Genomic DNA, 26,014 nt, shown 5'->3' with positions numbered 1-26,014 from the left:
AGAACCTAGCCGCCCACGCCGTCCGGTGCCGGCAAAGGCTCGGCCAGCAGGGTGTAGACCCGGCGACGGTCAGCCCGCAGCACCTTGAAGCGGAAGCCGCGGATCTCGATCATCTCGCCGCGCGCCGGCACGCGGCCGAAATGCTGCAGCACCAGGCCGCCAATGGTGTCCACACCATCGCGTTCGAGCTGGCTGCCGAAGCGTTCATTGAAGCTATCCACCGCCGTCAGCGCCTTCACGCGCCAGCGCCCGCCGGGCACCGCCACGATATCGTCGGAATGCTCATCGAAGTCGTACTCGTCTTCGATATCGCCCACGATCTGTTCCAGCACATCCTCGATGGTCACCAGCCCGGATACGCCGCCGTACTCGTCAACCACGATGGCCATGTGATTGCGACTGACCCGGAATTCACGCAGCAGTTCGTTGAGGCGCTTGGTTTCCGGCACGAAGGCCACGGTCCGGATCAGGCCCGGCAGGTTGAAGTCGTCCTGGCGCAAAGCCGGCAACAGATCCTTGGCCAGCAGTACGCCGAGCACATCGTCACGGTTCTCGCCCACCACCGGAAAACGCGAGTGGGCCGTGCTGATGGCAATATCCAGAATCTCGTCGAAGCTCTGCTCGATATGCACCACATCCATCTGCGCACGCGGCACCATCACTTCGCGCACCGGGATGTCGGCCACCTGCAGCGCCCCCTCGATGATGCTGAGGGCGTCAGCATCGAAGAGCTTGCGCTCATGCGCCGAGTGGAGCAGGTCTACAAAAGCCTCGCGGTCGTCCGGCTCACGCGTGAGCAGGGAGGAGAGGCGTTCAAGGATACTGGGGCGACTACTGGAAGGGTCCATGGTTTTGTAGGTTGGATTAGCCCGCAGGGCGTAATCCGACGTTCGTGGAACGGGCCATCACGCCTTTTCGTTGGCGTAGGGGTCGGGATAGCCCAGCTCAGCAAGAATCGTGCGCTCTTCCTGCTCCATCTCTTCGGCTTCGGCATCCTCTTCATGCTCCCAGCCCTGCAGGTGCAGCACACCGTGCACGATCAGGTGGGCGCAATGGGCCTCCACCGGCTTGTCCTGCGCGGCAGCCTCTTCCACCACCACCGGCCAGCACAGCACCAGATCGCCGGTCAGGATTGGCTCCTGCTCATAGGGGAAAGACAGCACATTGGTGGCGTAATCCTTGCCGCGATACTCGGCGTTGAGGCCGCGTCCCTCTTCGCGATCAACAAAGCGCACCGTAAGCTGGGCCGCGCCCGGCTCGGCCGCGCGGATCCAGCCGCGCAGCTGGCTGCGCTCGGGCAGGCCCTCGGCTTGCAGGGCGTATTGCACCGAGAGATTCAGACGACGGGGAACTGCTGACATGCTCAGGCCCCCAGCACAGCGGCTTCGCGATAGTGACGCTCGGCCACTTCCTTGCGCTCAAGGCGCTCGGCCAACCGCGCCAGCTCCAGATGTGCTGCGCGCGAAGCCTGCTGCGACAAGGACGCTTCGAAGTAACTCTGCGCCTTGCCCCACAACTGGGCACGCAGGCACAAACGCCCCAGCGCGAGGAGCAGGCTGGCATCTTCCGGATGCTGCTTGAGCCAGGCTTCCGCAGTAGCCAGTTGGGCACGCAGATCCTTGCTCTGGCAACGACCATAAAGGCTGGTCAGCTCGGGCTCCCAGTCATGCTTGAGGGCTTCCTCGATGGCTGCCACGCCGAGCTTGTCATCCCCGGCACCGATCAGGTGCGGTACAGCGCGCAACAAGAAGCCCGCGTCGCGTCGCTCGGCATCCGGAACCCCCTGCCAGACGCGTTCCAGGGCGCTCAGATCACCGTCTGCCTCGCGCAACTGCTCAAGCTGGGCGCGGCGCAGCAGCGGAGCTGTCTGCTCTGCCGTCAGCGCGCCGTGCTTGTGCAGGGTGCGCGCCAGACGTGCCACTTCGGGCCAGCGCCCGCGCCCTTGCTCGACCTGCAGCGACAGGCGCAGCGCGGCGAGATGGCGATGGCCGCGGGCACGCAAGCCTTCAAGGCTGCTGGCCGCATCTTCAAAGCGGCGGTCGGCAATCGCCAGCTCGGCCTCGGTCATCAAGCGCGCCAGGCGGATTTCACGATCATGCGCGGCCGCGTGGGCGAGCCAGGTATCGCGCCGCTCGAAATCGCGCATGGCATGTGCCGCCCGCGCCGCCAGCAAGGCCGCGAGGCCCGGCTGCGGCAGACCGGCATAGGCATGGGTGGCTGAGCGGAAGGCCTGACCGTAACGCCCTTCGCGATAGAAGCGCTCGGCTTCAGCCAAGGCGTTCTGGGCCTGCTCACGGCGGCGCTGCTTGCGCCACACATTGACCTCGCCCGGCAGTTCAACGGCGCGCACGGCAATCCGCGCCACCCGGTAACTCAGCAAGAAAACCACCAACAGCAGCAGCAGCAGCAGGTTCATGGACACCTGCACGCGGTAGGGCGGCCACACGAAGAGGGTATAGGCCTCGTTGTAACGCGCCGCGAGGACGATCCCCACGGCCATCGCGAAGAGCCCGATCAGCCAGGTCAGTGCACGCATGGCGGACCTCAGCGCTTGCTGCCGGACTTGAGCGCACGCAGGGCAGCCTGCGTGTCCTCAAGTGCGGGAAGCTGAACACCCGGACGCGCCTGCGCGATGCGGGCCAGTTCCTCGGCCGTGCCGGCCACTGCGGGCGCTTCAAGATCAAAATAGCGCTTGAGCCAGAGGCTCGCCTGCTGCATGTCTTCGGCAAACAGCTTGCCCTCGCGCTGGAGCAGTGCCACCCGCGCCGAGAGCAGGCGCAGACGCAGGTTCTCGCGCAGATAGGCCGCCTGGCTGGGGGCCAGCAGGGCCGGATCCGGGCGATCCAGGCGCTCAATGCGGATCAGGCCGCGGAACTCCTGCCACAGATCTCCCAGCAGACTCATCAGGGCATTCGGGCTGGAGAGCGGTGCCGACGCTTCGGCTGCCGCACTGGAAGAGGAGGCGGCGGCCTTCTTGGTCGGCGCCTTGGCGGCCTTGGGCGGTGGCGGCACCTGACGCTCGAACCCCAGCGGCAGGCTATCGACCCGCGCAATGATGGTTTCCAGTTGCAGGGCCACGCTGGCGGTGTCTGCGCCAGGCAGGGTCTTGAGGGTTTCGATGTCGCGCGTGACCAGCTTGCGCAGCGGCAGGTAACGGCTCTGATCGAGCAGCGCCAGACGGGTATCGGCAGCCTTGAGTGCATTCAGGGCCGCCGGCACGTTGCCGGCAAACTGCAGTTGCTGCACGGCGATCTCGATGGCCAGGGCAATTTCGTCCAGCGCACGCTCGTCGCGCATGCGGGCAAACTCGGCCCGCAAGGCCTCGACCGAGGCGTACTGGGTTTCGGATTCATGCAGGCGCGCCTCCAGGGTGGTGATGCGGCCTTGCGCGGTTTCCAGCTGCTCCAGCCCCTGACGCGCCAGCGTGCGGGCCTCTTGGGCAGATTTATCGCCCTCGGCCACGCGCTGCTGCAATTCGGCCTGCACGCTCGCCAGATCGTGGCGTGTGTCGTAAGCCAGCCAGCCCAGCAAGGCCAGCGCAGCGACGGCTGCAGAAGTGTAGATACGGTTCCAGCGCGGGCCGCTGCGGTGCTTCGCTTCGGGCGCGGAAGGCTGCGGAGGGAGGACTTGGTTTTCCATGACCGAATCTTAACCGATAGGCCCCTCTGCGGGCTTAGTCAGAAGGGGCAGCAAAAAAGGCCGCAAGGCCCGCCAGCAGGCCGGCATCGCCCGGCAGGGTCTGCTCGACCTGCGTGGCCCCAGCCGCCCGCAAGGCTTCTGCGATGCGCGGATGCGGGGCAAAACAGGGCAGGCCGGCGAGCATCATACGGCCCTCCTCGCCGGTGATTTCAAGGAAGAAACGCAAACCTTCGCTGGCCGTAAACAGCAATGCACTCAACTCACCGCGCGCAAAACGCGCCCACAAGGGGGCGGGATCCAGTGCAGCACAGCTGCGCCGATAAACGCTGACCTGTTCAACAGCAGCCCCGCGCTCACGCAGGGTGTCGGCCAGCAACTCGCGCCCGCCATCGCCGCGCAGCACCAGCACACGCCGGCCGGCAATGGCCGCCGCCTGAAACTCGGGCAGGGCCAGGACGGCTTCGCTGTCGAAGCCCTCTGCCGGCACGATGACCTCGCTGCAGCCGTGATCCCTCAGGGCCCGCGCGCTGGACGGCCCCACCGTCGCCACCCGCAGACTGGCCGGCCACTGTGCGCGCGGCCTGATCGCAAAAGCCTGCTCGACCGCGTTCGCCGACACAAAGAAAGCCAGCTCGAAGCCAGCCAGATCGAGCGCCCGCAGCGGCGCTGGATCGGCGGGCGCGATAGCTATCACCGGAAAGTTCAGCACTTCAGCGCCCAGCGCCTGCAACTCGCGCCCTAGCACGGCGGCCTGCGCGGCCGGGCGGGTGGTGACGATGCAGCGCCCGGCCAGCGGCTTCATTCGCGCAAGGAGGCAAGAATCGCGGCCGCGCCCTGGGCCAACAAGTCCGCCGCCAGACGCTGGCCCAGCGTTTCCGCCTCGGCCGCAGCCGCCTCGCCCGCGCTGCGCACGATCTGCGCACCATCCGGCGTCGCTACGAAAGCGCGCATGGAGAGACGACCATCGGCCTGCGACTCGCAGAAGGCGCCGATCGGCACATCGCAGCCGCCTTGCAGGGCCTGCGTCAGTGCACGTTCGGCGGCCACGCAGGCAGTAGTAACCGGATCAACCAGCGGCGCCAACCAGGCCGCCACTTCGGGCCGGTCGGCCCGCGCCTCGATGCCCAGCGCGCCCTGACCGGCGGCCGGCAGACTGTCCTCGCTGCTGAGCACGCTGCGGATCCGATTGCCTAGCCCCAGGCGCTTGAGGCCGGCGGCGGCAAGGATGATCGCGTCGTACTGGCCCTCATCAAGCTTCTTCAGGCGTGTGTCCAGATTGCCGCGCAGGGGCAGCACGCCCAGATAGGGGTGCTGGGCATGCAGTTGCGCCTCGCGGCGCAGACTGGAGGTGCCGACCACGGTGCCCGGCGGCATGTCGGCCAGCGTCTCGTAGCGGTTGGAGACAAAAGCATCCAGCGGCGTTTCGCGCTCCAGCGTAGCGATCAGGGCGAAACCCTCGGGCATCTGCGCTGGCACATCCTTCATGGAGTGCACGGCTATATCGGCACGGCCATCGGCCAGCGCCTGCTCCAGCTCTTTCACGAAAAGCCCCTTACCGCCGACCTTGGACAACGAGCGGTCGAGAATCTGATCGCCGCGCGTAGTCATGCCCAGAAGCTCCACCACGCAGCCGGGCCAGGTCACTTCAAGACGGGCTTTGACATGCTCGGCCTGCCACAAGGCCAGGCGGCTCTCACGGGTGGCGATCACGATGCGGGAGGGGGTTTGCACCCTGGCTTTGGCGGAATTCGGCATTCGGATGGGGTACGGCTCTTGCTTGATCGGGAACGGTTCGATCTTAGCACGCGTGCCCGGGCGGGCCGCCGGGCTGCTATATTCTGCAGTCCGCCCAGAAAAACAGCTTTTTAGCCCTCAGAGCCAGCATGAACAATCACGCCCCCCTCACCGATCAGGACAAGGACACCCCGCTCCGCGACGACATCCGTATGCTCGGGCGCATCCTCGGCAACACTGTGCGCGCCCAGGAAGGCGTCGACGTTTTCGGTCTCATCGAACGCATCCGCCAGACCTCGGTGCGCTTCCACCGCGATGACGACAGTGACGCCCGCCACGAGCTGGAGGCCATGCTGAAGGAAGTGGCACACGAAAACACTCTCAACGTGGTACGTGCCTTCAGCTACTTCTCGCAGCTCTCGAACATTGCCGAAGACGAGCATCACATCCGCCGCTCGCGTGCCCACCTGCGGGCGGGCTCCGCACCACGCGAGGGCAGCATGGCTCACGCCCTGACCCTCGCCAGCCAGGCCGGCATCGATGATGCGCGTCTGAAGGAGTTCTTCGACACGGCGATGATCCGCCCAGTACTGACCGCCCACCCGACCGAAGTGCAGCGCAAGTCCATCCTCAATTGCCAGCTGCGCATCGCCCAGTTGCTCGACGAGCGCGACCGCGTGGCCCTCACCCCGGAAGAGGAAGAGGAAAACGAAGAATCCCTGCGCCGCGAAATCCTGCTGCTGTGGGAAACGCGCATGCTGCGCCTGACCAAACTGTCAGTCGTCGACGAAATCGCCAACGGCCTGTCCTTCTACGACTACACCTTCCTGCGCGAGCTGCCCAAGCTGTATGCCCGCCTCGAAGACCAGCTTTCCGCGCGCAGCCAGAACGGCGAGCACTTCGATCTGCCCTCCTTCCTGCGCATGGGCAGCTGGATTGGTGGCGACCGCGACGGCAACCCCTTCGTAACCGCCGACATCCTGCGCCGCGCGCTGCAACTGCAGTCCCAGGTCGCGTTTAATTTCTACATCGAGGAAAGCAGCCGCCTCAGCAACCGCCTCTCGCTTTCCAGCGGGCTGGTGGACGTCAGCCCGGAGCTGGTCGCTCTGGCCGAACGCTCGCCCTACAAGAGTGCCCACACCGAGGATGAACCCTACCGCCGCGCCATGCGTGGCATCCACGCACGCTTGTGGGCGACCGCCGTGAAACTGGGTATCCAGCCGATAGGCCGCCAGCCCGGTGCCGCCGCCGAGCCTTATCCGGATGCCGAAACTTTCCGCACGGATCTGGACATCATCCACAACTCCCTGCTCAAGTACTGCTCGCCCGCCCTCGCCCACGGCAAGCTGCGTGAGCTTCAGCGCGCTGCCTCGGTATTCGGCTTCCATCTGGCCAGCATCGACGTACGCCAGAACTCCGATGTGCATGAGCGCAGCGTGGCCGAACTGCTTGAAGCCGCGCACCCCGGCACGAAGTATCTGGAAAAAGACGAAGAAGGCCGCATCGCCATCCTGCTGCAGGAGCTCGCCACCTCGCGCCCGCTGTCCTCGCCTTGCCTGCAGTATTCCGAAGAGACCACCGGTGAGCTGGCCATCTTCCGCGCCATTGCCGAATCGCACCGCATCTACGGCAAATGCTGCGTGCAGAACGCCATCATCTCCAAGACCGACGGCGTCTCCGACATGCTGGAGCTGGCCGTGCTGCTCAAGGAGGTTGGTCTGCTGAACCCCGCCGCCGGCACCCTGGACGTCAACCTGATCCCGCTGTTCGAAACCATTGGCGACCTGCAGAACGCCCCGGGCATCATGGACCGTATCTTCAGCATCCCGGTCTTCCGCAAGCTCGTCGCCTCACGCGACGAAGCTCAGGAATGCATGCTCGGCTACTCGGACTCCAACAAGGACGGCGGCTTCCTGACCTCCGGCTGGGAACTCTACAAAGCCGAGATCCAGCTGATCGAAGTATTCAAGAAACACGGCGTGCGCCTGCGCCTGTTCCATGGCCGCGGCGGTTCGGTCGGTCGTGGTGGCGGCCCGAGCTATCAGGCCATCCTGGCCCAGCCGGGCGGCGCGGTACAAGGTCAGATCCGCCTCACCGAGCAGGGCGAAGTCATCGCCTCCAAGTACTCCAACCCGGAAGTGGGCCGCCGTAACCTCGAAGTACTGGCCGCCGCCACCCTCGAAGCCACTCTGCTGGCCCACCCGGAAGCCGCGCCCTGCGCCGACTACCTGGCCATCATGGACGAACTGTCGGATGCCGCCTTCAAGGCCTACCGCAATCTCGTCTACGAAACCCCGGGCTTTGAAACCTATTTCTGGGAATCCACCGTGATCTCGGAAATTGCGAACCTCAACATCGGCTCGCGCCCGGCTTCACGCAAGAAGAGCACGGCCATCGAAGATCTGCGTGCGATCCCCTGGGTGTTCTCGTGGGCGCAGTCCCGCGTGATGCTGCCGGGCTGGTTCGGTTTCGGCTCGGCCGTGAAGGCCTTCCTCGCCAAGCGCGGCGACGCCGGCATGGCCCAGCTGCAGTCGATGTACAAGGAATGGAGCTTCTTCGCCACCCAGCTCGCCAACATGGACATGGTGCTCTCCAAGAGCGATCTGGCGATCGCCTCGCGCTATGCCGAACTGGTGCAGGACGCCTCGCTGCGCGACGCCATCTTCACGCGCATCAAGGCCGAATGGGAGTCCACCCTCGAAGTGCTGCTGGCCATCACCGGTCAGAAGGAACTCACCGAAGGCAATCCGCTGCTGGCCCGCTCGATCCGCAACCGCCTGCCCTACCTGAACCCGCTCAATCACGTTCAGGTCGAGCTGCTGCACCGCTACCGTGAAGGCGACAAGGACGACCGCGTGCGTCGCGGCATCCTGCTCTCCATCAACGGCGTGGCGGCAGGTTTGCGCAACAGCGGCTAAGCAAGCTCGAACACGCCGCCTTACGCACCCAGGCCCCAGACGCAAACGCGACTGGGGCCTTGTTACTTCCATCACCCGACGCTTGCAATTCCTGCCCGCTCGGGCAAGGATTCGGGTCGAACAAAATTACCGCCGGGGCACGCCATGGACCAGACCCATCATTCGCTGATCGAAACCCTCTCGCCGACCGAGAATCTCGATTACCCAGGCTCGGGCACGCTGATCGAGCAGATCCTCAGCTTGCTCAATTCGGAGATCGTGTTCTCCGACATCATCATTCACCAGAACAGTCCGGTCATGCTGCGTCAGCCCAAGCGCCTGGTGGCCGTGTCAGACATTCCGGTCACCGGCCAGGAGCTTGAAGAATTCTTCGAAGTGATCGAGCCGGCCTGGGAAGAACGCATTCTTGAGCGCGCTTTCGACCGTGCCAAGGATCTCTACAGCGCCCGCCTGCGCGTGAACTGCTTCTCCTTTCACGCCCGCAAACGCCTGGGCTGCGTAATTCGCCGCTTCCCGGCCGAGCCGCTGCCGCTCGCCAGCCTCGGGCTGCGCCCCAACACCCAGGCCTTCGCCAAGTTCACCAGCGGACTGGTGCTGATCGTTGGCGACACCTGCCAGGGCAAGTCCACCACCATCGCGTCCCTGCTCGACGAGATCAACAAGACCCGCCCGGGCCATATCATCACCATCGAGGATCCGGTCGAAACCCTGATCCCGCAGAGGAAGAGCATCATCACCCAACGCGAGGTCGGCACCGACGGCGACGTTGCGAGCTATTACCTCGGCGCGCTGGATGCCCTGCGCGAGCGCCCGGACGTGATCCTGATCGGCGAGATCCGCGATGCGGCCACCGCACAGGAAGCCCTGGCCCTGTCAGAGGCCGGGCCGCTGGTCCTCGCCACACTGCACGCGCGTAGCACCGAACTGGGACTGCAGAAGATGCTGCGTCTCCTCGGCAACGGCGAAGCCCAGGCCCAGACGCTGGCGAGCAGCCTGCGGGGCGTGCTGTGCCAGGCCCTGCTGCCAAACACGGCCGGTGACGGCTACCAGCTTGCCACCGAATGCCTCACCGTGAATCAGGAAGCCGCCCATCTCATCGGCAGCGCCAACTTCAGCGGCATCCGCGGCCTGCTGGACATCCAGAGCCTGGAGCGCAACGCCTCCTCGCACACCATGAACGACGATCTGCTGCGCCTCATCACGGCCGGCAAGGTCAGCGTGGAAGACGCCCGCCGCGCCAGCACCGATCCGCTGAAATTTGCCGGCATGGTAAAGGAATTGAAGCGCTGACGGGCTTGAGCGCAGCGATCCAGCACCATCGCTGCGCTCACTGAGGCGCTGCAAGCGCTTCGTCTCCCGCCTCCGCAGAGCCGAACCCGTACAATGCGGGCATGGACAAGAAACCTTTCCCCCGCCGCACCGGCGCCCGCCCGGCCACCGGCCGTGGCCCCGCCCGCTCCCGCCCCACGCAGGACTCCCGTACCCCCCCGCCAGCCCGTGATCACCGCCCACGCGGCCCGGCCTTGCCACCACTGGCCGCCGGCACGCTCGGCGAAGCCTTGCTGGTTGCCAGCGATGGCCTTGCCGCCGTGCTCAAGGGCTATGCGCTGAACGACGGCCTGCTGGGCCTGTGGCAAGCCTACCCGGACCTGCTGCCGGCGACCCGCGGCGCTGTGCAGGATCTGCTCTACGGCACCCTACGTGACTGCGGGCGCGGCAGCTTCATTCTCGCCAAGCTGCTCAGCAAGCCGCTTGAGGAGCCACGCATCGAAGCTCTGCTGCTGCTTGCCCTCTACCGCCTCGAAACCCGGCCGGACACCGCCCACACCGTCGTCGATCAGGCCGTTGAAGCCGCCGCCCGCCTCGCCGAGGGGCGCCTCAAGGCGCTGGTCAATGGCGTGCTGCGCAACGCGCTACGTCAGTGGGCCGCCCTGCTTGCCGCCGCCGATGCCGACCCCGCCGCGCACTGGCGCCATGCCGCCTGGTGGATCAAGGCCGTACAGCGTCAGCATCCGGAGCACTGGCAGGCCCTGCTGGCCGCCAACAACACCCACCCGCCGATGAGCCTGCGCGTGAATCCGCGCCGCAGCAGCGCAGACGCCTACCGCGCCGAGCTCACCGAGGCCGCAATCACCTTCACCGAACTCGCCCCACTGGCTCTTCAGCTCGACACACCGCGGCCCGTTTCCAGCCTGCCCGGCTTTGCCGAAGGCCGCGTCTCGGTGCAGGACTGGGGCGCCCAGCAAGCGGCCGCGCTGCTGGATCTCGCCGCGGGTCAGCGCGTGCTGGACGCCTGCGCCGCCCCCGGTGGCAAGACCGCTCACCTGCTTGAGTCCGCAGACATCGCCTTGCTGGCACTGGATGTGGAAGACAAGCGCAGCCAGCGCGTGCGCGACAACCTTGCCCGCCTCGGCCTTTCTGCCGAAGTCCGCACGGCCGACTGCCGCCATCTCGACGAGTGGTGGAACGGCCAGCCCTTCGAGCGCATCCTCGCCGACGTACCCTGCTCCGCCTCGGGCGTAGCGCGTCGCCATCCGGACATCAAGTGGCTGCGCCGCGAAGAGGACATTGCGGGTTTTGCAACGGTTCAGGCCGAAATCCTCGAGGCCCTGTGGCAAGTGCTGGCGCCGGGCGGGAAAATGCTTTATCTCACTTGTTCCGTCTTCGAAGAGGAGAACGGAAGGCAGGTCGCCCGCTTCGCCGCCCGCCACAAGGACTGCCGCCGCGCTCGCCTGCCGGACGGTACATTCGAGAGACACTGGCTGCCCACCGCGCAACATGACGGCTTCTACTTCGCCCTGCTGGAGAAAAGCGCCTGAGCGTCAGCTCGGGACGAGGGCTGCCGTCATGTGTCTGCTGCGCCGGCTGTGGCTGCTGAGCTTCATGCTGCTCTGCGCGCCGGCCGCGCTGGCGGCCGGCAAGGGGCTGGACTTCCGCTTCCAGGAGATCGTCCCGGTCGATCAGGTGTATGTGGTCAATGCGTCGCTCGAGATGCAGGCCAATCCGCGCCTGGAGGAAATGATCGCCAGCGGGGTTTCGATCCCCTTTCAGGCTGAATTCACCCTGACCCGCGCACGCTGGTACTGGCTCGATGAGAGCGTGGTCGAGCGGAATCTGGACTTCCGCCTCTCCTATCACGCCCTCACCCGTCAGTATCGCCTCTCGGTAGGCAGCATCCACCGCAGCTTCGGCAGCTTCGAGGATGCCCTGCGCGCCCTGCTATCGATCCGCAACTGGTCGGTGATCGACCGCAACCGCCTCACACCCGGCGAGACCTACAAGGCCTCGCTGCGTTTCCGGCTGGACATGTCGCAATTGCCCAAGCCCTTTCAGGTCGTGGTCTTCGGTAATCGCGAGCTGGATGTCTCTACCGGCTGGGTGCAGTGGAATTTCCTTGCTCAAGGGCCTGATCCGCGATGAGGCGACTGCTCATTGTCGTGCTCGCGCTGGGCGCCATCCTGCTCTTCCTGCTGGCCTCGGCAGGCGCCAACTCCTCGCTCTTTGCCCACAACTATCCGGTCCTGCTGGGGCTGAACATTGCGCTGGCCGTGGCGCTGGCGGTGCTGGTCGGCCTGCAACTGCGCAAGCTGTGGATCGAATACCGCTCGCGCCAGTTCGGCTCCCGCCTCAAGCTCAAGCTGATCGGCATGTTCCTGCTGCTCGCGATTGCTCCCGGCACCCTGATCTACGTGATCTCTGTGCAGTTCGCGGTGCGCTCGATCGAGTCCTGGTACAACGTGCGCGTTGACTCGGCCCTGGAGTCCGGCATCACCCTCGGTCGCAGCGCGTTGGATGCCCTGCTCGACCAGTTGGCCGAGCGCAGTCGCAACGTCGCCCTGGAGCTCGGCGACCAGCTCACCCCACCCAGCCTGCCAGCCCTGATCCGCCTGCGCGAGCGTCTCGACGCCGACGAGATCACCCTCCTCACCACCAGCGGGCGCGTTGTCAGCTCCACGGGCGCGGCGCAGGGCGGCCTGGTGCCGGACGTACCGGCCACCGCTCAGCTGCGCCAGGCCCGTCAATCGATGGGATATCGTGCCGTTGAAGGAGAGGGCGAAAAACTCGTGATGCGTGTGGTCGTACCGGTGCCGAGCCGCTTCCTGCAGGTCGACCCCTTGCTGCTGCAGGTGCGTGCCTCCGTACCGGAAGCACTCGCCCACAGCGCCGACCAGATCCAGGAACTGCACCGCAACTATCAGGAACTGCTGCTCTCGCGCCAGGGCCTCAAGAGCATTTACCTCGTGACCCTGACCCTGGCCCTGCTGCTGGCCATGTTCGCCGCCATGGCAGTAGCCTTCCTGTTTGCGCGCTCACTCTCGGCCCCCTTGCTGATCCTTGCCGAAGGCACCCAGGCCGTAGCGGCAGGCGACCTCTCGCCACGCCAAGCCTTGCCGGCCCGCGACGAGCTGGGCGTGCTGACTCAATCCTTCAACCGCATGACCCGCCAGTTGCAGGATGCGCGGGCACTGGCCGAGAAAAACCGCTCGGCTGTCGACGCCGCACGGGCCTATCTGGAAAGCGTGCTCGCCAACCTCTCGGCCGGCGTACTGGCCTTCTCGAGCGAAGGCGAGCTGCGCGCAGCCAACCGCGGAGCCACCGCTATCCTGCAGGACGATCTGATCGGCTTCGAAGCCGTGCCCCTGGCCGAATGGCAGACCCACCTGAGCTTCCGCGATGCGGTGCTGGCAGGCTTTGCCGAACATGAGGCGGACTGGCACCGTCAGTTGGAAATCACCCATGGCGAAGGCTCGGTGCAGACCTTGCTGCTGCACGGCTCGCAGCTTCCCGAGAGCACGGGCGGCTTCGTGGTGGTGTTCGACGATATTTCCGAGCTCATCTCGGCACAACGCAACGCAGCCTGGGCCGAAGTGGCGCGCCGCCTGGCCCACGAAATCAAGAACCCGCTCACACCGATCCAGCTCTCCGCCGAACGCCTGCAGCACAAGCTGGCCGACCGCCTGGGCGACACCGACCGGGCCTTCCTCGATCGCTCCACCCAGACCATCGTGAATCAGGTCGAGGCCATGAAGAACCTGGTCAATGGCTTCCGTGACTACGCCAGGCTACCGGCGCCGCAGCTCGCCCCGCTGGATCTCAATGCCCTGCTGCGCGAAGTGCTGATGCTGTATGAAGCCGCGCCCGTGCCGATCGGCCCGATCCTCGCTACCGGCCTGCCCCTGGTGCAGGCTGATGCCAGCCAGTTGCGCCAGGTCATCCACAACCTGCTACAGAACGCGCAGGATGCCGTGGCCGAGCATACGGCCCCGCTGGTTGAACTGGTCACGCGCCTGGATGGCAAGCGCGTTGAGCTGGTGGTGCGTGACAACGGCAGTGGCTTCCCGCCCAACATCCTCAGCCGCGCCATGGAGCCCTATGTCACCACCAAGCCGCGCGGCTCGGGCCTGGGGCTGGCCATCGTGCGCAAGATCATCGAGGAACACCGTGGCGAGATTTTCATCGCCAATCGCCCCGAGGGCGGTGCCGAAGTAAAACTGCGCCTGCGACTGGCCAAGCTCGACGCCACGCCGCCGGGCGAAACGACAACAAATTGACCCTGCTCTGGTAGTCTCCGAACCTATGGCAAAGATTCTGGTTGTTGACGACGAAATCGGTATCCGTGAACTGTTGCGGGAGATTCTCTGCGACGAGGGTTACGACGTGATCCTTGCCGAAAATGCCACGGCAGCCCGCAGTGCCCGCCAGGCGGCACGGCCGGATCTGGTTCTGCTGGACATCTGGATGCCGGACACTGATGGCGTCACCCTGCTCAAGGAATGGGCGGCCTCCGGCCTGCTGTCGATGCCGGTGATCATGATGTCCGGCCACGGCACCATCGATACCGCGGTGGAAGCGATCCGCTTCGGTGCCCTGGACTTTCTCGAAAAGCCGATCGCCCTGCAAAAGCTCCTTGCCACCGTCAAGCGTGGCCTGCAGCGCCAGCCCAGCAAGGCCCAGACTCACCTCACACTGAACGCCTTCACTCGCTCCACGCCACTGCGCGATCTGCGCCGCCGCCTTGATCAGCTCTGCCAGAAGAGCCGTGTGCTGCTGCTGCGCGTGGGCGCCGGCTCGCTGGCCGAACTGTGCGCCCGCAGCCTGCAGGCAGCGGGTAGCCCTTGGCTGGACCTGGGCAGCTTCGGCCAACCGATCGAAATCCAGAATCTTGAGGCCGCGCGCGGCGGCATGCTCTTCATCGAAGACCTGAGCCTGCTCAATCGCGCCCAGCAGAAGAACCTCGCCTTCGCCCTTGATCGCCTCGAAAAACACGATCAACGCCTGCTCGCCGCCTGCTCGCGCACGGCCGACGAACTGCTCGTGGAAGGCTGGGATCCGTTGCTGGTCCGCCGCCTGTTTGAAGTGTCGCTGGTGCCGCCCTCGCTGCTGGAGCTCAAGGATGAGCTGCCCGAGATGGTCACCCAGCTCCTCCAACATCTGGCCGAAACCGGTGACGTGCCAGTACGCACGCTGTCTACCGGCGCACTCAACGCGCTGCGCAACAGCCCCTGGGGCGGCGGCTTTCCCGAACTGAAGGCCGCCGTGCGCTCGCTGGCCCTTGGTTCTCTGGAAGACGAGATCAATGCCGATGAGGTCGTGCGCTTCGTCTCCCGCGCCTCCAGTGCAGCGCTCGCCCTGCCGCTGGATCTGCCGCTGCGCGAGGCGCGTGAAACCTTCGAACGCATCTATTTCGAGCACCACCTGCAACTCGAAGACGGCAACATCACCCGTCTGGCCGAGAAAACCGGACTGGAACGCACCCACCTCTACCGCAAGCTCAAGCAACTGGGCATCCAGGTGGGTCGGCGCAGCGAAAGCTGAACCGCTTTCAGACGGAACGCCCGAAACCCGGGCCGGCCGGCGTACCAGCCTGCGTGGAACAAGGCAATATCTGCGCGAGTGTGATCGGGGTCACCCCGGTCAGGCGGAGCGCACCGATATAATCAGAACTTGTCCAGCAGCAAGCATCGCACCGTGGAAACCATCCAGTCCCGCATCTCCGTCGAAGATCTTTCGAACACCGCCCAGCGTCTGAAGAAGCGCCTTACCCGCGCTATCGGCCAGGCCATTGCCGACTTCAACATGATTGAGGAAGGCGACGTGGTCATGGTGTGCTGCTCCGGCGGCAAGGATTCCTATGCGCTCCTCAACCTGCTGATGGCCATGCGCGAACGCGCGCCGGTGAGTTTCCGCATCATCGCGATGAACCTCGATCAGCGCCAGCCAGGCTTCCCGGAGGACGTGCTGCCACGCTACTTCGAATCTCTAGGCGTGGAATATCGCATCGTCACCGAGGACACCTATTCCATCGTCAAGGAAAAAATCCCCGAGGGCAAAACCACCTGCTCGCTGTGCTCGCGCCTGCGCCGCGCCATCATCTACCGCACGGCCCAGGAACTCGGTGCCACAAAGATTGCGCTCGGCCACCACCGTGAAGACCTGATCGAAACCCTGTTCCTGAACATGTTCTTCGGCGGCAAGATCAAGGCCATGCCGCCCAAGCTGCTGTCGGACGACGGTCAGCACATGGTGATCCGCCCACTGGCTTACTGTGCCGAGAAAGATGTGGCCAAGTACGCGCGCGCCATGGACTTCCCGATCATCCCCTGCAACCTGTGCGGTTCGCAGGAGAACGCCCAGCGCAAGCTGATCAAGGCCCAGCTGGCCGAGTGGGATCGCATTTTCCCGGGGCGCATCGAATCGATCGCCACCTCCTTGCAGAACGTCGTGCCCAGCCATCTGGCGGATAATGCGCTGTTCGGCTTCAAGGATCTGACCCGCGATGCCGTGATTGGCGAGGGCGACATCGCTTTCGACGCGCCTGATCTTCCCGTTTCGCCGCTGGCGGCAAGCGGTGCAAGCACCGTATTCTGGAATCAAGCCAGCCCTGACACCCGAACTGCAAACCCTTGGAGTCTCCAGAGCGATGACCAGCCAGCCCACTCCTGACACCTGCGTGCTCATCGCCGAAGTCACCGGCGATGCGCCGCTGCTCGGCAAACTGGGCGCAGTGGAAACCCAACGCGCCGTCGAGCGCTGCCGCAACCGCGCAGAGCGCTCCATAGACGCCTACCGCGGCTACATCGTGCAGGCCGACGGCCGCACCCTGATCGCCCACTTCCCACGCGGCGAGAATGCCGCCCTGGCCGCCTTCGACCTGCGCGCACGCGTCAAGCAGTTGCCGCCGGTCTCCGGCGTAGCTCTCTCTGTACAGGTTGCGATTCATGCGGGCAATCTGGATGCCATGAGCCAGCAACCGGCCGATGCCGTCATTGCCGATGCCCGCAAACTGGTCGCCTTGGCCCCGGCGGATCAGGTCCTGGTCAGCAGCGAGGGCGCCAACGCCATGCCCGACAACGTGCGCAGCCAGCTTTCCCCGGAACAGGTTGCCGGCTTTGCTCAGCAAGCCTATGTTTTCCGTCCGGGCCACACGCCGGCCGCCGCGCCCAGCGTGGTCGAAGCTTTCGCACCGACCTCCACCTCACTGGCCCTGGATCAGCACGCTTTTGACACGGCCCCGCACAGCCAGTCGCCGGTCTTCAACCAGGCCGCCACAGCGCCTCAGCGTACTTCACTGATGCTGCGCCACAACAAGAACACCCTGTCGGTCTCGGACAACCAGCCAGTGGTGCTGGCCGGCCGCGAGGAAGGCAACGATCTGGTCATTGCTGATCGCCGCGCCTCGCGCCATCACGCCCGCATCGAGTGGCGGCACAACCACTTCGTGCTGATCGACACCAGCACCAACGGCACCTTCATGGTCGACGATGCCGGCAACGAAGTGGTGCTGCGCCGTGGCGAAGCGGACCTGCCCTTGCGCGGCCGCATCGCCTTCGGCTACTCGCCGACCGAGGTCGGTGCCGAAGTGGTGTACTTCGACATCGGCCTGCGCTGATTACTCCACCGTCACGCTCTTGGCGAGATTGCGCGGCTTGTCCACGTCCGTGCCGCGGGCGCAGGCAGTGTGGTAGGCCAGCAACTGCAGCGGCAGCACATGCAGGATGGGCGACAGAGCACCATAGTGCTCGGGCATGCGGATGACGTGCACGCCCGGCTCGCTCTCGATGCGTGAGTCGGCGTCGGCGAAGACATAGAGCTCGCCGCCCCGCGCACGCACTTCCTGCATGTTGCTCTTGAGCTTGTCGACCAGTGCATCATTCGGTGCCACCGTCACCACCGGCATCTCGGCATCCACCAGCGCCAGCGGGCCATGCTTGAGCTCGCCGGCCGGATAGGCCTCGGCGTGGATGTAGGAAATCTCCTTGAGTTTCAAGGCGCCTTCCAGAGCGATCGGGTAGTGCAGGCCACGCCCCAGGAAAAGTGCATTGTGCTTGCGCGCAAAGGCCTCGCTCCAGCTCATGATCTGCGGTTCAAGCGCCAGCACAGCCTGCAGCGCGACCGGTAGGTGACGCATCTGGCGGATGTAATCGGCCTCCTGCGCATCGCTGAGGCGCCCACGGGTCTGGGCGATGGCCAGGGTCAGCAGGAACAGACCTGCCAGCTGGGTGGTGAAAGCCTTGGTGGAGGCCACTCCAATCTCGACGCCGGCACGCGTGATGTAGGCCAGCTTGCATTCGCGCACCATGGCGCTGGTCGATACGTTGCAGATGGTGAGCGTGTGCTCCATGCCCAGGCTGCGCGCGTGCTTGAGCGCCGCGATGGTGTCGGCGGTTTCGCCAGACTGGGAAATCGTCACCACCAGTGAGCGCGGATTCGGCACGCTGTCGCGATAACGGTACTCGCTGGCGATTTCCACCTGGGTGCTGATGCCGGCAATCGATTCGAGCCAGTACTTGGCGGCGCAGCCAGCGTAATAGCTGGTGCCGCAGGCGAGGATCAGCACCGAGTCGATATCCTTGAAAACCTTGTAGGCACCGTCGCCAAAGAGCTCCGGACTGATATGTTCCACGCCTTGCAGGGTGTCGCCAATCGCGCGCGGCTGCTCGAAGATCTCCTTCTGCATGAAGTGACGATAAGGCCCCAGCTCGGCAGCACCGGAGTGGGCGTACACCGTGCGCACTTCGCGTTCGACACGCACGAAACCCAGTTGCGCTCCCTCGCCCTGGCGCGCCTCGATCCAGAACTTGCCGGGCTGCATATCGACCACATCGCCCTCTTCGAGATACACGATCTGGTTGGTGACGCCAGCCAGTGCCATGGCGTCTGAAGCAAGGAAGTTCTCGCCTTCACCCACGCCGAGGATCAAGGGCGAACCGGCGCGCGCGCCCACCACGCGATGCGGCTCGTCGCGGCAGAACACGGCAATCGCATAGGCCCCCTTGAGCTGCACGATGGCCTGTTTCACGGCAGCGAAGAGATCACCGTCATAGCAATGATCAACCAGGTGAGCGATCACTTCGGTATCGGTCTGGCTGGCAAACTCGTAGCCCTTGGCGCGCAGCTCGGCGCGCAGCTCGTCGTGGTTCTCGATGATGCCGTTGTGCACCAGGGCGATGCGCTCGCGCGAGAAATGCGGATGTGCGTTGCGCACCGCCGGCACGCCATGGGTTGCCCAGCGGGTGTGCGCGATGCCGGTAAAGCCTTCGACCTTGTCTTCGTGGATCAGGGCATCCAGCTCAGCCACCCGCGAGGTGGAGCGCGCGCGGCGCAGGGCGCCATCCTGATGCACGGCCACGCCGCAGGAGTCATAGCCACGATATTCGAGGCGCTTGAGGCCTTCGACGAGGATGGGCACGATATTGCGCTGGGCGACGGCTGCGACGATGCCACACATGGAAAGCTCCACTTCGGGAAGAATGCGATGGACTGAATGCTAGACAAGCCAGAACAAAACAAGCTTGCATAATTAGCCAGTAAGTAGAATAAAATTTCACAAACAATTTTTCGTGAAATTTTATTTCGCCCTTCTCATGGACGCTACTGATCTACGCCTCCTCGCCCAGTTACAACTCGATGCCTCGCTGACCAATCAGGCTCTGGCCGAGCGCGTCCATATCTCGCCAGCCACCTGCCTGCGGCGGGTCAAGCGTCTGATCGACGCCGGCATCATTGAAAGTCGGGTGGCCATCCTGTCACCGGAGAAGCTGGGTGCTGGCCTGACCGCCATCGTGGAGCTCACGCTGGACCAGCAGGCCGCCGAGCGTCTGAGCGCCTTCGAGACACGGGCTGTAGCCGACAGTGCTGTGCAGCAGTGCTACCGCGTCAGCTCCGGGCCGGATTTCGTACTGATCCTGCAGGTGGCGGACATGCCGGCCTATCAGGCTGCCGCCAGCCGCCTGTTCGCCACCGACGCCAATGTGCGCAATGTGCGCGCCTTCTTTTCGGTCCATCGGGCGAAATTCTCGCCCCACATCAGCCTGCCCGCTGCCGAGCAATAAGCGCTGCCAAAACAGTGAGTTGTAAAGACACATTTAGTTTCACGCGGAGTCCGCAGTTCTTGGTAAAGTAGGACAAACACCTACACCCGGAGTCAAGTTTATGTCTGGCGTCTTTCGCATCGTGTTCAGCGGCGGCATCCTGCCCGGATTCTCGCTCGACCTGGTGCGCCGGCACGCTCGCGAGCGCCTCAAGGCTACGCCGGAGCAACTCGTACGGATGTTTTCAGGGCGCCCGCTGGTACTCAAGAAGGATCTCGACGAGCCTTCTGCGCTGGGCTACCTGCACAAACTGCAGGAACTGGGACTTGATGTCACTCTGGAAGCGCCCGCCGCCTCGCGGGTTCCGCAGGAAATTCCGTCGCTCACCCCGGCCCAGCCTCCGGTGCCGGTCGTCAAACCCGAAGAACCTACCGCGCCGACACCTGCCGCAACCCAGCCCGCCAAGCCTCAGCCGGCGAAGAGTGAGCCCTTTGCCGAGCGTGCGACCCGCACCGAAGGCTGGCTGAGCGAGACAGGGTTTGCCGATTTCGCCCGCACCCACCTGAACCTCGCCCGCGCCGAAGCCCTGCTCAATGGCAACAGTGGCGAGGAAACCCCGGTGGTGATTTCCTCGCCGGCACTGGCTCCCGCCGCCATGCCGCGCCCGGACCCCGCCGCATCGCCCATGACGGTCACGGTGCAGCAAGCCTCCGCCGCCAAATCTGCAACGGCCGGGCTGACACTCAGTGGCAGCGTGCAATGCCCGCACTGTGGCCACGCCCACACCCTGCAGGGGCAGGTGCTGCTCGGCGAGCCGGCAGCCAAAGCCCCGGGCGCCGCTCAGGGCGCGACTTAATTCACACCCTTGGCCGTTTTAAGGCCCGCCAGGTTTTGTTTCCTCCCCGAACAAGGCCCCTCTCCGCTAGTCTTGTAAGCCCCATCGCAGCACCCACAAAAACAACGGAGAGGCGCATGAACAAACAGTTTCGCATCGTGTTCGAGGGGCGCTTGCGAGCAGGCCTGAACCGGACGGATGTGATGACCCAGGCCAAGCTGCGCCTCGGTGCGAGCGCCAGCCAGACCATCCAGATTTTCTCCGGCCAGCGCGTGACCCTCAAACAGGGGCTCGACGCCGCCGCCGCCCTGCTCTACCAGCAAACCCTTGAAACTCTGGGCATGCTCGTCAGCGTCGAAGCCATGGATGGCCTGCAGAACCAGCCGGCGTTCGCAAGCCCGCTCGCTCCCGTGCTGCAGCCGCCCAATCTGCCGCCGCCCCGCCCAGCCGCTGCACCGCCGAAGCCTGCCGCCAAACCCAGTTTTCCTGAAGACTGGATGCACCGCTCCGGCTTCGAGCGCCTGGAAGTTGCTCAGCAGCGCCTTGCGGACGCTGAAGCGGTTCTCAGGCAATCCGCTGCCGAAGCCGCCCGCCAGACCCAGCGCGCCCCCGCCGATCAGGGCGGGCATGGCCGCCTGCACTCACGTTTCGTCTGCTCGCATTGCGGCACCGCCCACGAAATCGAGAGCGAACTGGCCTTGCGCATCACCCCGACCATTGCCAGACGTCAGGCCGGCTGACAACACCCGCCGGGGAAGGCGGCCGGGAGCAACGTAGAATGGCGTCTCCGCCCCCTGCCGCCCTGCCGATGTCTGTCTCTCCGCTCCGCGTGCTGTCCGTCATCCCGCCGATGACCCAGCTCAATACGCCCTACCCCTCCACCGCCTACCTCACCGGCTTCCTGCGCCAGCAGGGAATCACGGCGGCGCAGGAGGATCTGGCCATCGCCCTGGTGCTTCGCCTGTTCTCGCGCACGGGACTGGAAGAGATCCGCAGCGTGGCGCAGCGCCTGCCAGTGAAGCAGCGCAGCGCGGCGACCGCCTTTTTCCTCGAGCATTTCGCCGCTTACGCAGCCACCATCGATCCGGTGATCGCCTTCCTGCAGGGACGCGACTCGACCCTGGCCTTCCGCATCTGCGGCCGCATGCTGCTGCCCGAGGGGGCTCGTTTCAACGCGCTCAACGAATACCTCGTTGAGGAAGACGAAGATCCGCTCGGCTGGGCCTTCGGCTCGCTGGGCCTGCAGGACCGCGCCCGCCACCTTGCAACCCTGTACCTGAACGATCTGGCCGATGTACTGCGCGAGGCCGTCGATGAACGTTTCGAATTCGTGCGCTACGCCGAATCGATCGCCCAGTCCGCCGCCAGCTTCGATCCGCTGGCTGCCGCGCTGGCCGCACCGCTGAACTTGATCGACAAAACCCTGCAAAGCCTGACCCTGCAGGCACTGGCCCGCCATGCGCCACAGGTGGTGCTGATCTCCACGCCCTTCCCGGGCTCGGTGTACGGGGCTTTCCGCATCGCCCAGACGATCAAGGCCCATGACCCGGCCATCACCGTGGTGCTCGGCGGCGGCTATGTGAATACCGAACTGCGCGAACTCAGCGAAGCGCGTGTCTTCGATTACTTCGACTTCATCACCCTCGATGACGGCGAGCGCCCGACCCTCGCGCTCTTCGATCATCTTGCCGGCCAGCGCTCGCAGGAGCGCCTGGTGCGCACCTTCCTGCGCACGGAGGGTCGGGTCCGCTATGTGAACTTCCCCGAGCTGGACGTGCCCTTCAACGAAGTCGGCACGCCCACCTGGGACGGCCTGCCGATCGACCAGTACCTGTCGGTGCTGGACATGCTCAACCCGATGCATCGGCTGTGGTCAGACGGGCGCTGGAACAAGCTGACCGTGGCCCACGGCTGCTACTGGAAGAAATGCAGCTTCTGCGACGTGAGTCTGGATTACATCTCGCGCTACGAGGCCGCCAATGCCAGCACCCTGGTGGACCGCATCGAAGCCATCATCGCCGAAACCGGTCAGAGCGGCTTCCACTTCGTGGACGAGGCCGCGCCGCCCAAAGCCCTGCGCGCCATGGCCGAAGAGCTGTTGCGGCGGAATCTCGCCATCACCTGGTGGGGCAATATCCGCTTCGAGAAGAGCTTCACCCCCGAACTCTGCGAGCTGCTTGCGCAAAGCGGCTGCATCGCCATCTCGGGCGGGCTGGAAGTCGCCTCGGACCGGCTCCTGAAGCTCATGAAGAAGGGCGTCTCGGTCGAGCAGGTGGCGCGCGTCACGCATGCCTTTTCCGAGGCCGGCATCCTGGTGCACGCCTACCTGATGTACGGTTTCCCCACCCAGACGGTACAGGACACGGTCGATGCCCTCGAGTACGTGCGCCAACTGTTTGCCGCCGGCTGCATCCAGTCCGGCTTCTTCCACCGCTTCTCCTGCACCGTGCACTCGCCGGTCGGCCAGCACCCGGAGGACTACGGCATCCGCCTGATCCCCCGCCCCAAGGGCACATTCGCCAACAACGACATCGCCTTCATCGACCCCAGCGGCGTCGATCACGCCCTTCTGGGCCGGGCCTTGTCGAAAGCCATCTACAACTTCATGCACGGCATCGGGCTGGATCAGGACGTGCGCAACTGGTTCGAGGAGTGTCGCGTGCCGCGCCCGCAGGTCGCCAGGCACTTCATCACCCGCGCCCTCCAGGAGGGCTGAGCCCCTCCAGTTTTTGCCGTCTCTGCCGTTACTCCTGCCTGTAGGCCCGTTTCGCCCCGACAAACGAATACAGACAGAGCCAAGCGGCAGCATGCATCCCGCCACCGATTCCTTCGACAAGCTGAGCAATCGCCTGCAGGCCGCCTTCATCCGGCTGGCCAAGGACGAGCATTTGTGGAGCGGCGATCTCTACAGCGCCCTGCGCAATGTCACGACCACCCTCGCCGAGGTGCTGGAGGTGGGGCGCGCGAGCGTCTGGCGGATGTCGCCGGACCGCCAGGAGCTGGTCTGCCAGCTGCTGTTCCGTACCGACCGCCAGGGCTTCGAGTCCGGCGCCAGCCTGCCGGCAGCGCAATTTCCGCATTACTTCGGCGTGCTCGATGAAGAACGCCTGCTCGACGTGCCCGATGCCGCCAACGACCAGCGTGTGCAGGAACGCTATCCGGGCCATCTGCGCCCGCTTGGCATCGGCGCCTGCCTCGAAGCCACCCTCCACGAAGCCGGTCAGCTGGCCGGGGTGTTGTGCCTGGAGCATCTGGGCAGCCCGCGCCTGTGGAGCCGGGACGAACAGCTCCTGGCCATCTCGGTGGCCGATCTGCTCTCCCAATTGCAGGTCTTCCATACCCTCAAGGATCGCGAACGCAGCTATCGCAGCATTTTCGACGCCGCCGGCGACGCCATCCTGACCATCGTCGATGGCCTCATCGCCGACTGCAATCCCCAGGCCCAGCTGATGCTCGGGCGCCCGCGTGCCGAGCTGATCGGCAAACCGGTGACAGACTTCTCGCCGGACATCCAGGGCGATGGCCGGCGCTCTGACGACAAGGCCGAGGGCCTGCTGCAGGCAGCCATCGATGTCGGCCCGCAGCAGTACGAATGGACCCATCGCCGCGCCGACGGCAGCCGCATCGAAACCGAGGTCAGCCTGTCCGCGATCTGGCTGGCCGGGCGCTGCCAGGTCACCGCCATCGTGCGTGACGTAACCGAGCGCCGCCTCGCCGAGCAGATCCGCCAGACTTCGGCCGAGCTGCTCAAGCAGCGCAACCTGGCCCTCCAGGTCGTGCTGAACCTCGCCAGCCAGCTGCACCGCAGCTCGGACTCCGAAGCCATCGCCGACGAAACCCTGCGCGTGCTGCAGCTCTTGCAGCGCGCACCGCTGTCCCTGTTCCATCTGGCTGACGAAGATGGCGAGCACTTCGAAGTCATCGCCTCAACCGGCTACACCCCAGCGCAAATCGCCGCCCGCCGGCGCATGCCGATCGAGCGCAGCCTCTCCGGTCAGGCCCTGGCCCTGGGCCAGATCCTGCACTGCACCAACGTCGAGGACGACGAGCGTATCGATCCGGCCATCCGCGAGCGCTCACTGATCGACGGCATCCACTCCTTCACCGTGCTGCCGCTGGTCTATCAGGACAAGCAGCTGGGTGTGATCGGCCTGCAGTTCTACGACTGCGGCAACGAGTTTTCGGATGCCGAACTGGAGATCCTGCGCGCCGTCAGCCAGACCGTGTCGCTGGCCCTGGCCAACGCACGCAGCGTACAGGCGCTCGAGTTCCAGGCCACCCACGATTCGCTCACCGGCCTGCCCAACCGCACCCAGCTGCACCGCGACGCCACCGAATCCTTGCGCTGGATCGCCGGCAGCCCACGCCAGCTGGCCCTGATGCTGCTCGATCTGGACCGCTTCAAGGAAGTGAACGACACCCTGGGCCACCGAACCGGTGACCAGCTCCTGAAACTCGTCGCCACCCGCCTGCAGGCCGCCATCGAACGCGAGGACGCAATGCTGGCACGCCTCGGCGGCGATGAGTTCGCGATCCTGCTGCGCTCGGTGACAGATGCCGACCAGGCCCAGAACATCGCCCGCAGCATCGTTGCGGCGCTGCGCACCCCGATCGAGGTCGAAGGCATCTTCATCGAACTCGGCGCCAGTATCGGTGTGGCGGTCTATCCGCAGCATGGCGGCACCAGCCATGCCCTGCTGCGTTGCGCCGACGTGGCCATGTATGCCGCCAAGGGCAATGCCAGCTCGGTGAGCCTCTACGACAACAGCCACGACGCCCACAACCCGCGTCGCCTGGCCATGATCACCGAGCTCGGCTCGGCCATCCGCAGCGAGCAACTGGTACTCCACTATCAGCCGCGCTACAGCCTGCAGGAAGGGCGCTGGTGCAGCTGCGAGGCGCTGGTACGCTGGCAGCATCCGAAGCTGGGTTTCATCCCGCCCGGCGAATTCGTGCAATTTGCCGAAACCAGCGAACTGATCCGCCCGCTGACCCTGTGGGTGGCACGCACCGCCGTGCGCCAGCTGGCCCTGTGGCAGCAGACGGGCCTGTGCATCTCCACCTCGATCAACCTGTCCACCCGCAATCTGCTGGACATCACCCTGCCCGAAGCCCTCGCCGAGCTGCTGCGGGAATACGGCCTCCAGCCGGGCTCGCTGGAACTCGAAATCACCGAGACGGCGCTGATGACCGACCCCGACCGCGCCATGCAGACCATCGAGCGCCTCGCGGAGCTCGGCATGCGCCTGTCGATCGACGACTTCGGCACCGGCTACTCTTCGCTGGCCTACCTCAAGCGCATGCCGCTGCACGCCCTGAAGATCGACCGCTCCTTCGTGCGCGACATGCTCCACGACGATCAGGACGCCATCATCGTGCGTTCCACCATCGGCCTCGCCCACAGCCTCGGCCTGCAGGTCGTGGCCGAAGGCGTGGAAGACCCCGCGACCCTCAGTCGCCTGCGCGAGTACGGCTGCGACGAAGCCCAGGGCTATGTGCTCAGCAAGCCCATGGCCCATGCCGCCGCCCTGCGGGTGATGCAGGCCCCGCTTCCCATCCAGACGGGTTGACCCCGC

General features: G+C 65.2%; 20 protein-coding genes. 13 read left to right on the top strand and 7 right to left on the bottom strand.

All coding sequences use genetic code 11. The annotated features are described in order from the left end of the window. Nucleotides 1-5: 5 nt before the first annotated feature. The 6 genes from HJ583_RS01635 to hemC are packed head-to-tail and all read right to left on the bottom strand — an operon-like array spanning nucleotide 6 to nucleotide 5,394. Nucleotides 6-848 (bottom strand): HlyC/CorC family transporter, encoded by an 843-nt coding sequence (locus tag HJ583_RS01635; RefSeq protein ID WP_170019941.1) that lies wholly within the window; start codon nucleotides 846-848, stop codon nucleotides 6-8. A gap of 57 nt (nucleotides 849-905) precedes the next feature. Beyond that, on the bottom strand, nucleotides 906-1,361 hold the full coding sequence (gene ybeY / locus HJ583_RS01630) for an rRNA maturation RNase YbeY (RefSeq protein WP_170019939.1): 456 nt from the start codon (nucleotides 1,359-1,361) through the stop codon (nucleotides 906-908). 2 nt (nucleotides 1,362-1,363) lie between these two features. Next, complete coding sequence (locus tag HJ583_RS01625) at nucleotides 1,364-2,536, bottom strand: heme biosynthesis HemY N-terminal domain-containing protein (protein WP_170019937.1); 1,173 nt, start codon at nucleotides 2,534-2,536, stop codon at nucleotides 1,364-1,366. An 8-nt stretch (nucleotides 2,537-2,544) separates the two neighbouring features. Then, the gene (locus HJ583_RS01620) at nucleotides 2,545-3,639 is read right to left on the bottom strand and encodes a uroporphyrinogen-III C-methyltransferase (protein WP_170019935.1); all 1,095 of its coding nucleotides are present in this window, start codon (nucleotides 3,637-3,639) and stop codon (nucleotides 2,545-2,547) included. 34 nt (nucleotides 3,640-3,673) lie between these two features. After that, complete coding sequence (locus HJ583_RS01615) at nucleotides 3,674-4,441, bottom strand: uroporphyrinogen-III synthase (protein ID WP_170019932.1); 768 nt, start codon at nucleotides 4,439-4,441, stop codon at nucleotides 3,674-3,676. Then, a complete protein-coding gene (gene hemC / locus HJ583_RS01610; RefSeq protein WP_170019930.1) occupies nucleotides 4,438-5,394 on the bottom strand; it encodes a hydroxymethylbilane synthase in 957 nt (318 codons plus the stop codon). Before hemC ends, HJ583_RS01615 begins: the two co-directional genes overlap by 4 nt. A gap of 128 nt (nucleotides 5,395-5,522) precedes the next feature. On the opposite strand from hemC, the gene ppc reads away from it, so the two are divergent. The 8 genes from ppc (at nucleotide 5,523) to HJ583_RS01570 (ending at nucleotide 17,181) form a co-directional block, all read left to right on the top strand. Continuing rightward, nucleotides 5,523-8,291 carry a phosphoenolpyruvate carboxylase gene (gene ppc, locus HJ583_RS01605; RefSeq protein WP_170019928.1) on the top strand — a complete coding sequence of 923 codons (2,769 nt, stop codon included), beginning with the start codon at nucleotides 5,523-5,525 and terminating at the stop codon, nucleotides 8,289-8,291. A 144-nt stretch (nucleotides 8,292-8,435) separates the two neighbouring features. After that, complete coding sequence (locus tag HJ583_RS01600; RefSeq protein ID WP_101941906.1) at nucleotides 8,436-9,581, top strand: type IV pilus twitching motility protein PilT; 1,146 nt, start codon at nucleotides 8,436-8,438, stop codon at nucleotides 9,579-9,581. Between the two features lie 101 nt (nucleotides 9,582-9,682). Continuing rightward, nucleotides 9,683-11,110, top strand: a complete 1,428-nt coding sequence (gene rsmB, locus HJ583_RS01595; protein WP_170019926.1) for a 16S rRNA (cytosine(967)-C(5))-methyltransferase RsmB — start codon at nucleotides 9,683-9,685, stop codon at nucleotides 11,108-11,110. 28 nt (nucleotides 11,111-11,138) lie between these two features. Next, entirely contained in the window at nucleotides 11,139-11,711 is a 573-nt protein-coding gene (locus HJ583_RS01590) for a DUF4390 domain-containing protein (protein WP_170019924.1), read from the top strand. Continuing rightward, complete coding sequence (locus HJ583_RS01585; RefSeq protein WP_170019922.1) at nucleotides 11,708-13,843, top strand: sensor histidine kinase; 2,136 nt, start codon at nucleotides 11,708-11,710, stop codon at nucleotides 13,841-13,843. The genes HJ583_RS01590 and HJ583_RS01585 overlap by 4 nt, the downstream gene beginning before the upstream one ends. A gap of 25 nt (nucleotides 13,844-13,868) precedes the next feature. Next, the gene (locus tag HJ583_RS01580) at nucleotides 13,869-15,107 is read left to right on the top strand and encodes a sigma-54-dependent transcriptional regulator (RefSeq protein WP_170019920.1); all 1,239 of its coding nucleotides are present in this window, start codon (nucleotides 13,869-13,871) and stop codon (nucleotides 15,105-15,107) included. A gap of 153 nt (nucleotides 15,108-15,260) precedes the next feature. Further along, on the top strand, nucleotides 15,261-16,235 hold the full coding sequence (gene ttcA, locus HJ583_RS01575; RefSeq protein ID WP_328824798.1) for a tRNA 2-thiocytidine(32) synthetase TtcA: 975 nt from the start codon (nucleotides 15,261-15,263) through the stop codon (nucleotides 16,233-16,235). Next, the gene (locus HJ583_RS01570) at nucleotides 16,213-17,181 is read left to right on the top strand and encodes an FHA domain-containing protein (RefSeq protein WP_170019918.1); all 969 of its coding nucleotides are present in this window, start codon (nucleotides 16,213-16,215) and stop codon (nucleotides 17,179-17,181) included. The genes ttcA and HJ583_RS01570 overlap by 23 nt, the downstream gene beginning before the upstream one ends. Here the strand turns inward: HJ583_RS01570 and glmS are convergent, their stop codons facing one another. Next, nucleotides 17,182-19,020 (bottom strand): glutamine--fructose-6-phosphate transaminase (isomerizing), encoded by a 1,839-nt coding sequence (glmS, locus tag HJ583_RS01565; RefSeq protein ID WP_170019916.1) that lies wholly within the window; start codon nucleotides 19,018-19,020, stop codon nucleotides 17,182-17,184. 112 nt (nucleotides 19,021-19,132) lie between these two features. Here glmS and HJ583_RS19285 point away from each other — a divergent pair, with 112 nt between their 5' ends. The 5 genes from HJ583_RS19285 to HJ583_RS01540 all read left to right on the top strand — a co-directional run bounded on the left by HJ583_RS19285 (nucleotide 19,133) and on the right by HJ583_RS01540 (nucleotide 26,008). After that, the gene (locus tag HJ583_RS19285) at nucleotides 19,133-19,624 is read left to right on the top strand and encodes an Lrp/AsnC family transcriptional regulator (RefSeq protein WP_328824797.1); all 492 of its coding nucleotides are present in this window, start codon (nucleotides 19,133-19,135) and stop codon (nucleotides 19,622-19,624) included. Nucleotides 19,625-19,724: 100 nt separating this feature from the next. Then, nucleotides 19,725-20,459: a hypothetical protein gene (locus tag HJ583_RS01555; RefSeq protein WP_170019914.1), complete on the top strand. Its 735-nt coding sequence runs from the start codon at nucleotides 19,725-19,727 to the stop codon at nucleotides 20,457-20,459. A gap of 116 nt (nucleotides 20,460-20,575) precedes the next feature. Beyond that, entirely contained in the window at nucleotides 20,576-21,178 is a 603-nt protein-coding gene (locus HJ583_RS01550) for a hypothetical protein (RefSeq protein ID WP_170019912.1), read from the top strand. A gap of 68 nt (nucleotides 21,179-21,246) precedes the next feature. After that, nucleotides 21,247-23,154, top strand: a complete 1,908-nt coding sequence (locus HJ583_RS01545) for a B12-binding domain-containing radical SAM protein (RefSeq protein WP_170021288.1) — start codon at nucleotides 21,247-21,249, stop codon at nucleotides 23,152-23,154. A gap of 91 nt (nucleotides 23,155-23,245) precedes the next feature. Beyond that, a complete protein-coding gene (locus HJ583_RS01540) occupies nucleotides 23,246-26,008 on the top strand; it encodes a bifunctional diguanylate cyclase/phosphodiesterase (protein WP_170019910.1) in 2,763 nt (920 codons plus the stop codon). The last annotated feature ends 6 nt before the right edge of the window (nucleotides 26,009-26,014 follow it).

Origin of the sequence: Uliginosibacterium aquaticum (assembly GCF_012972705.2) — a bacterium.
Classification (GTDB): Bacteria; Pseudomonadota; Gammaproteobacteria; order Burkholderiales; family Rhodocyclaceae; genus Uliginosibacterium; species Uliginosibacterium aquaticum.
Note: the sequence above shows the minus strand (reverse complement) of the source record. Positions and strands in the feature narration are given on the sequence as shown.